This window comes from Streptomyces niphimycinicus, from assembly GCF_018883605.1.
Taxonomy (GTDB): domain Bacteria; phylum Actinomycetota; class Actinomycetes; order Streptomycetales; family Streptomycetaceae; genus Streptomyces; species Streptomyces niphimycinicus.
The window spans coordinates 1-6,563 of record NZ_JAHLEM010000603.1 but is presented as its reverse complement, the minus strand read 5'-3'; the positions used below and the strand labels follow the sequence as shown (position 1 = coordinate 6,563).

5 protein-coding genes are annotated in these 6,563 nt (G+C 71.8%); 2 read left to right on the top strand and 3 right to left on the bottom strand.

What is annotated here, in order from left to right; all coding sequences use genetic code 11:
• Positions 1 to 25 precede the first annotated feature (25 nt).
• The gene (locus KN815_RS37465; protein WP_216346300.1) at positions 26 to 1,348 is read right to left on the bottom strand and encodes an aminotransferase class I/II-fold pyridoxal phosphate-dependent enzyme; all 1,323 of its coding nucleotides are present in this window, start codon (positions 1,346 to 1,348) and stop codon (positions 26 to 28) included.
• Between the two features lie 48 nt (positions 1,349 to 1,396).
• Between KN815_RS37465 and KN815_RS37460 the strand changes: the two genes are divergently transcribed.
• Positions 1,397 to 2,722 carry an MFS transporter gene (locus tag KN815_RS37460; protein ID WP_301184688.1) on the top strand — a complete coding sequence of 442 codons (1,326 nt, stop codon included), beginning with the start codon at positions 1,397 to 1,399 and terminating at the stop codon, positions 2,720 to 2,722.
• 22 nt (positions 2,723 to 2,744) lie between these two features.
• Positions 2,745 to 3,761: a DUF8829 domain-containing protein gene (locus KN815_RS37455; protein WP_216346299.1), complete on the top strand. Its 1,017-nt coding sequence runs from the start codon at positions 2,745 to 2,747 to the stop codon at positions 3,759 to 3,761.
• Between the two features lie 84 nt (positions 3,762 to 3,845).
• Here the strand turns inward: KN815_RS37455 and ptsP are convergent, their stop codons facing one another.
• Together ptsP and KN815_RS37445 are read right to left on the bottom strand one after the other, a co-directional pair.
• Entirely contained in the window at positions 3,846 to 5,516 is a 1,671-nt protein-coding gene (gene ptsP, locus KN815_RS37450) for a phosphoenolpyruvate--protein phosphotransferase (protein ID WP_216346298.1), read from the bottom strand.
• A 108-nt stretch (positions 5,517 to 5,624) separates the two neighbouring features.
• Positions 5,625 to 6,071 (bottom strand): PTS sugar transporter subunit IIA, encoded by a 447-nt coding sequence (locus KN815_RS37445; protein ID WP_216346297.1) that lies wholly within the window; start codon positions 6,069 to 6,071, stop codon positions 5,625 to 5,627.
• Between the last annotated feature and the right edge of the window lie 492 nt (positions 6,072 to 6,563).

The following is a 6,563-nucleotide window of genomic DNA, read 5'->3' as shown; positions in this document are numbered from 1 at the left end:
GGGGCGGGGTGGGGAAAACCCCCGCCTACCCCCCATACGTGGGCTGCGCCTCCCCCAACACCCCCACCAAATCCCCCGCCAACACCCCCGCATCCCCTTCCCCCAGCCCCGCCGTCGTCATGCGCACCCCCACCCCCGCACCCAGCCGAAACCTCGCACCTGCCGCCACCCACCACCCCCGCGTCCGCAACCCGTTCACGACCGCCGCCTCGTCCCGCACCGGTACCCACACATTCATCCCGCTCGCCCCATGCGCGGCGACCCCCCGAGCCGACAGCTCGGCCAGCAGGGCCTCACGCCGCCGCGCGTAGGCGGACCGCGCCGCGGCCACCAGGTCCTGCGTCCCGGGGTCGGTCATCAACCGGCTCACCGTCTCCTGGAGCACATGGCTGACCCACCCCGAGGTCAGCACCATCCGGCCGTCATGCCGCGCCAGCGTCGTACGGTCGCAGGAGAGCGCACCCCAGCGCAGGTCCGTCCCCAGGTGCTTGGAGACCGTGCGCACGTGCGCCCAGCGCGCCAGGCCGCCCGTGGTGAGGCTGTGCAGCGGCACTCCCGCGATGTCCGCCGCGTGGTCGTTCTCGATCACCAGCACCTCGGACGGCGCCGCGTCCAGCACATCGAGCAGCGCCTCCCGGCGCCGCGCCGAGAACCAGCCACCGTAAGGGTTCTGCGCGCGCGGGCTGCACACCAGCGCACGCGCCCCGGAGCGCAGCGCCGCCCGCAGCGCGTCCGGCCGGATCCCCTCGTCGTCCACGGCCACCGGTACGGTCCGCAGCCCAAGCGCCGGGACGAGGTCCAGCAGATGGTGGTAGCCGGGGTCCTCCATCGCCACCGCGTCACCGGGCCTGAGCTCGACCGACAGCAGCCGGGCCACACAGTCCAGCGCGCCATGGGCGAAGGTGAGGTGCTCGGCGGGCACGCCATCGCGCTCGTACCAGGCGCGGGCCAGGTCTTCCAGACCGGCCAGCCGGGGCTGGGCGCGGTGTGACCGGACTCCGGGGGAGAGGCGGGCGGCCGGGAGCAGCGCGGGAAGGAAGGCCGGGTCGGGGTGACCGCCCGCCAGATCGCGCACCCCCTCCGGCACCGGCGGCGGGCGCCGCGAGGCGACGGCGGGCGTCGGGGCGATCACCGTGCCGCCCCGCCCGTGGGTCACCACGATCCCGCGCCGCCGCAGCTCCTTGTAGGCGGTCGCGACGGTGCCGGGGCTGATGCCCAGCCGCTCGGCCAGCCGGCGCACCGGAGGCAGCGCGGTGCCGGGCGCCAACGCCCCCTCCACCACGCCCTGTTCGACGGATGCGGCAATCCCCTTGGCCGACGCACCAGTGATCTCATATTGTGTCGCCACAGAAAATATTCTGTATCAATACAAAATCGAATGTCAAGGGGGACCAGGGTGGGCAAGCCAACGTGGCGCACCGCGCTGAGCGACCGCATCCCCGGCGGCCGGGACGGCCGGCGCATGCTGACCGTCACCTTCGTCGACCGGATCGGCTCGGGCCTGTGGGGCGCGACCGCGACGCTCTACTTCACCTACGCCGCCGGGCTCAGCACCGCCGAAATCGGCGCACTGCTCGCCGTGTCGGGAAGCGTCGGCATCGCCGGTCCGCCCCTCGGCGGCCTCCTCGCCGACCGCGTCCCGCTGCGCCCGCTCCTGATCATCGTCCAACTGGTCCGCGCCGTCGCCTCACTCGCCCTCCTCACCACCACCGACCTCGGGCTTCTGCTCGCCATCACCTCGGTGGGCAGCCTCGGCGACCGCGCGGCCTCCGTACTGACCAAGCTGTACGCGACCCGCGTCGCGGGCTCCGAGCGCGTCCGCTACCAGGCCATCAGCCGTACCGCCATGAACGTGGGCTGGGCCGTCGGCGGCCTGGCGGCGGCAGCGGCACTCACCGGAGGTACGGTCACCGTCTACCGCTGGCTCCTCATCGGCGACGCGCTCTCCTTCCTCGCCTCCGCGCTGTTCACCCTCGGCTGCGCCGAACCACCGTCGGCAGCCCGCATCGCGGCCAAGTCCACTCCCGCACTTAAGGAATCCGCGGAATCCGCGCTCAACGAACCCACGCCCGACGAATCCGCACCCCGGAAGACCACCGCCCCGAGCCCCTGGCGCGACCGCCGCTATCTCACCTACACCGCCAGCGAAGCCGTCCTCTTCCTCGACGACTCCGTCTTCAAGATCGGCCTGCCGCTGTGGGCCGTGACGGCCACCAACGCACCACATCAACTCGTCCCCCTGCTGCTCGTCCTGAACAACGTGCTCGTGGTGCTCTTCCAGGTCCCGTTCGCCCGCTTCGGCGCCACCCCGCGCACCGCTCGCACCTCGCTGTGGCCGCTGGCCGGTGCCTTCCTCCTCGGCGGGGCCGCGCTGGCCGCCTCGACCGTCGGCGCGCCCTGGTTCGCGGCCGTCACGCTGGTGCTGGCGGCCACCGCCTTCACCGTCGCGGAGATGCTGCACGCCACGATCTCCTGGGAGCTGTCCGTCGTCCTCGCCCCGCCCACCGCACAGGGCGCCTACCTCGGCGTGCACGGCCTGGCCCAGGCCGTCCAGCGCAGCGCGGGACCCCTCGCGGTGACGGCGGCGATCGCGGCGGGCCCCCTCGGCTGGCTCGGCCTCGGCGCCGGGCTCGCCGCGATGTGCGGCGCCCAGCACCACCTGGTACGGGACCGTGGCGACGGAGCGTTGTCAGTGGCCCCGGTTACGGTGAGTGAGCACTGAACATCCGCGCTGAGGGGGAGTCATGGCGCACACCGGACAGCGGAGCGAGGACTGGAGCCGCCCCGGCAGGCACCGGGGCAAGCACGGCAAGCCGAAGCCACATCCGAAGACAGCAAAGCCGAAGACGACGAAGCCGAAGACAGCGAAGACGAATTCGAGGACGCGGCACCGGACGAGGAGCCAGACCGCCCGCCGAGCCCTGCGCAAAGAGGTGCCCAGCACGGTGGCCCTGCTCGCCGACGAGCGGGACTTCGCGGCCATGCGGCACTACGCATCGTTCGCCTTCGACGACCACGGCGTGTATCTACGGCAGATGGAAGGGCTGCTGAAGGCGCTCGCGGCCAAGGGCGTCCACACCACCGTCGCCCTCTTCGACCCCGTCGCCTACGAGGAGTTCTGCGCGGACACCCGGCTCGACCCGGACACCCCCGCCAGCCGCACTCGCTATACGGCGGAGCTGGCCGCCGCGGGCGGCACCGTCATCTATGAGGGCCAGCCGATCGACCGCCTGGTCCCACGGCTCATCGGCGTCGCCGACGAGCAGGCCACCTGGGAGTACGCCACGGCGCTGCTCTCCCGCGCCGGCCACCGCGGGGAGTGCCGCGACGACACCACCGCCCGCGCCGCGTTCGACCGTGCCGGGGCCGCGTTGCGCAAGGTCGTCGAGGCAGCCGGGCCAGGCGTTCACCATCTGGTGTGCAGCGTCCCGGCGGACGGCACCTCGCTGGTCGCCGTGCTCCACGCCGACGCCCGGGAAGCGGGCCCGCCGAAGCTGCCCGAGCCCTCGGGGCTGGTCTTCCGCACCGTCCTGGCCTGCGGGTTCGCCCTGCGCAGCCCCGGCGGCCTGGTGCTGCGCACCATCGTGGCGGACGCCCCCGAGACGGTCCGCGGCTGGGCACTGCACGACGGCTGGCTGCGTCCCCTGAGCGAGGCGGAGGTGTTCACCGCGTACTGCACCGACGCCGAGACCGGTGAACCCATCCCACCGGAGCACGGCGTCGAATACCGGGCGGGGATCCCGCTCGGCAGCCCGGAATGACCGAAGGCGTCCCGCCACCCGGCGGGACGCCTTCACCCAGATCTCATCGACAGCTCATCGGCTCACGGTCACGGGCTCACCGGCTCATTCGCCGGACAGCACCGCCTGCGCCGCCCGGCGGGCATCCTCGGCGGTGTCCGCGGCGCGCGCCGCGGACGCGGCCCGCTCGCACTGCGCGAGCGTGTGCTTGGCCAGCGTCGCGCGCACATACGGAATGGAGGCCGCACCCATGGAGAGGCTGGTGACGCCCAGACCGGCCAGCACACACGCCAGCAGCGGATCGGAGGCGGCCTCACCGCAGACACCACAGCTCTTGCCCTCGGCCTGCGCGGCCTCCGCCGACGCCGCCACCAGGTCGAGCAGGGCGGGCTGCCACGGGTCCTGGAGCCGCGAGACCGCACCCACCTGACGGTCGGCCGCGAAGGTGTACTGCGCCAGGTCGTTGGTGCCCAGCGACAGGAACTCGACCTCCTGAAGGATCGAGCGCGCCCGCAGCGCGGCGGACGGAATCTCCACCATCGCGCCGAACTTGGCCCGCAGCCCCGCCTCACGGCACGCGTCCGCGAACGCCTTGGCGTCCAGCCGGTCGGCCACCATCGGGGCCATGACCTCGAGATAGACCGGCAGCCCCTCCGACGCCTTGGCCAGCGCCGTGAGCTGCGTCCGCAGCACCTCGGGGTGGTCCAGCAGAGTACGCAGACCGCGGACACCCAGCGCCGGGTTGGGCTCATCGGCCGGGGTGAGGAAGTCCAGCGGCTTGTCCGCGCCCGCGTCCAGGACCCGCACCACCACCCGGCCCTCGGGGAACGCCTCCAGCACCTGGCGGTACGCCTCGACCTGCTTCTCCTCCGATGGCGCCTGAGTGCTGTCGTCGAGGAAGAGGAACTCGGTGCGGAAGAGGCCCACACCCTCGGCGCCCGCCTCGACCGCCGCCGGTACATCGGCCGGTCCGCCGACGTTCGCCAGCAGCGGCACCTTGTGCCCGTCCGACGTCGCGCCCGGGCCTGAGGAGGCGGCCAGCACGGCCCGGCGCTCCTCGGCGGCCCGCGTCAGCTCGGCCCGCTTCTCCTCGCTCGGGGACACGAAGATCTCACCCGTGCTGCCGTCCACGGCGATCAGGGTTCCCTCGACCAGATCCCCGGCACCGGGCAGCGCGACCACGGCCGGCACCCCAAGGGCACGGGCGAGGATCGCGCTGTGGCTGGTCGGCCCGCCCTCCTCGGTCACGAACCCCAGCACCAGCGTCGGGTCGAGCAGCGCGGTGTCGGCGGGGGCGAGGTCCCGCGCGATCAGCACATACGGCTCATCACTGTCCGGCACACCCGGCATCGGCACACCCAGCAGCCGCGCAACGATCCGGTTCCGCACATCATCGAGGTCGGCCACCCGGCCCGCCAGGTAGTCCCCGGCCCCCGCGAGCAGCGCCCGGTAGGCGGCGAAGGCGTCGTACACCGCGCGCTCGGCGGTGCTGCCCACGGCGATACGCCGCTCGACATCGGCCATCAGCTCCGGGTCCTGCGCCATCATGGCCTGCGCCTCGAGCACGGCCTGGGCCTCGCCGCCCGCCAGATTGCCGCGCGCGACCAGATCGGCCGCCACGGCCTCCACGGCCTGGCGCGCCCTGCCCTGCTCGCGAGGTGCCTCATCGGCCGGAATCTGCCTCGCCGGCGGCTCCAGGACCGCCGTCCCCATATGGCGCACCTCGCCGATGGCCACCCCGTGGCTCACGCCGACGCCTCGCAGCGTTGTCTCCATGTCACCCGTCCCCGGTCGATACGGCGGAACCCCGCCATGGTGGATGTCGTACCAGCAGTGCGCGCCGCCCGGCCCCGGTCCCCACCGGCCGCCGAGCGTACGCGCGGCTCACCAGTTGAAGAGCGTGTCGCCCGGCTTCACGTCGACGTCCTGCTTGACGTCGGACAGGGCGTCGGCCGTGGCCTCGAGCGCCACGATCGGACAGATCGGCGACTTGCCCGCGGCCACGGCGGTGGCCGGGTCCCAGCGCACGATCGCGTCGCCCCGCTTGACGGTGTCCCCCTTGTTGATGAGCACCTCGAAGCCCTCACCATTCAATTGCACGGTGTTGATGCCGAGGTGGGTGAGCACACCGTGCCCCTCCCCGTCCACGACGACGAACGCGTGCGGGTGCAGAGAGACGACGATGCCGTCGACCGGAGCCACGGCCACAAAGGGCTCGAGCACCGGGTCGATCGCCGTGCCCGGACCGACCATGGCGCCGGAGAACACCGGATCGGGAACCGCTTCGAGTCCGATCACGCGGCCGGTGACCGGTGAGGTCACGCTGGTCATGGGGGCCTCCCGGGGTGAAGAATCATCACGCGCCGTCACCGTCTGTCCCGGACAGCGCACTGCCCAGAAGAGTAAGTCATAGGAACTTCGGATTCCGCACACGTGGCGCTGGCAGAGTGGACGCTCGGGCCTGGAATCGATTTGCCACGGCCGCGAGAGGCCCTGTACTGTCATACCCCTGCCCACCGGCTGAAGCACTGCGGTCATCTGCGTGTACATCCAGGTTCAGGGTGGCGCCATCAGTTACTTGATCCAAATCTCGGATCCGCTTTCGCATGCCTTGCGAAAGACACCGGTTCGGAGAGCGGGAAATGGTCTGATAGCGTGTGAAACACCGAAGGGAAGCGCCCGGAGAAACCGGTGAAACGGTTTCGAAGGAAGCGTCCGTTCCTTGAGAACTCAACAGCGTGCCAAAAGTCAACGCCAGACATATAGATACCCCGTCCATCTCGGACGAGGTTCCTTTGGAAAATACACAGCGAGGACGCTGTG

Bases quoted from the DNA above. Each gene is read 5' to 3' on its own strand.
- KN815_RS37455 (WP_216346299.1), top strand. From the start codon at position 2,745: ATGGCGCACACCGGACAGCGGAGCGAGGACTGGAGCCGCCCCGGCAGG.
- ptsP (WP_216346298.1), bottom strand. From the start codon at position 5,516: ATGGAGACAACGCTGCGAGGCGTCGGCGTGAGCCACGGGGTGGCCATC.
- KN815_RS37445 (WP_216346297.1), bottom strand. From the start codon at position 6,071: ATGACCAGCGTGACCTCACCGGTCACCGGCCGCGTGATCGGACTCGAA.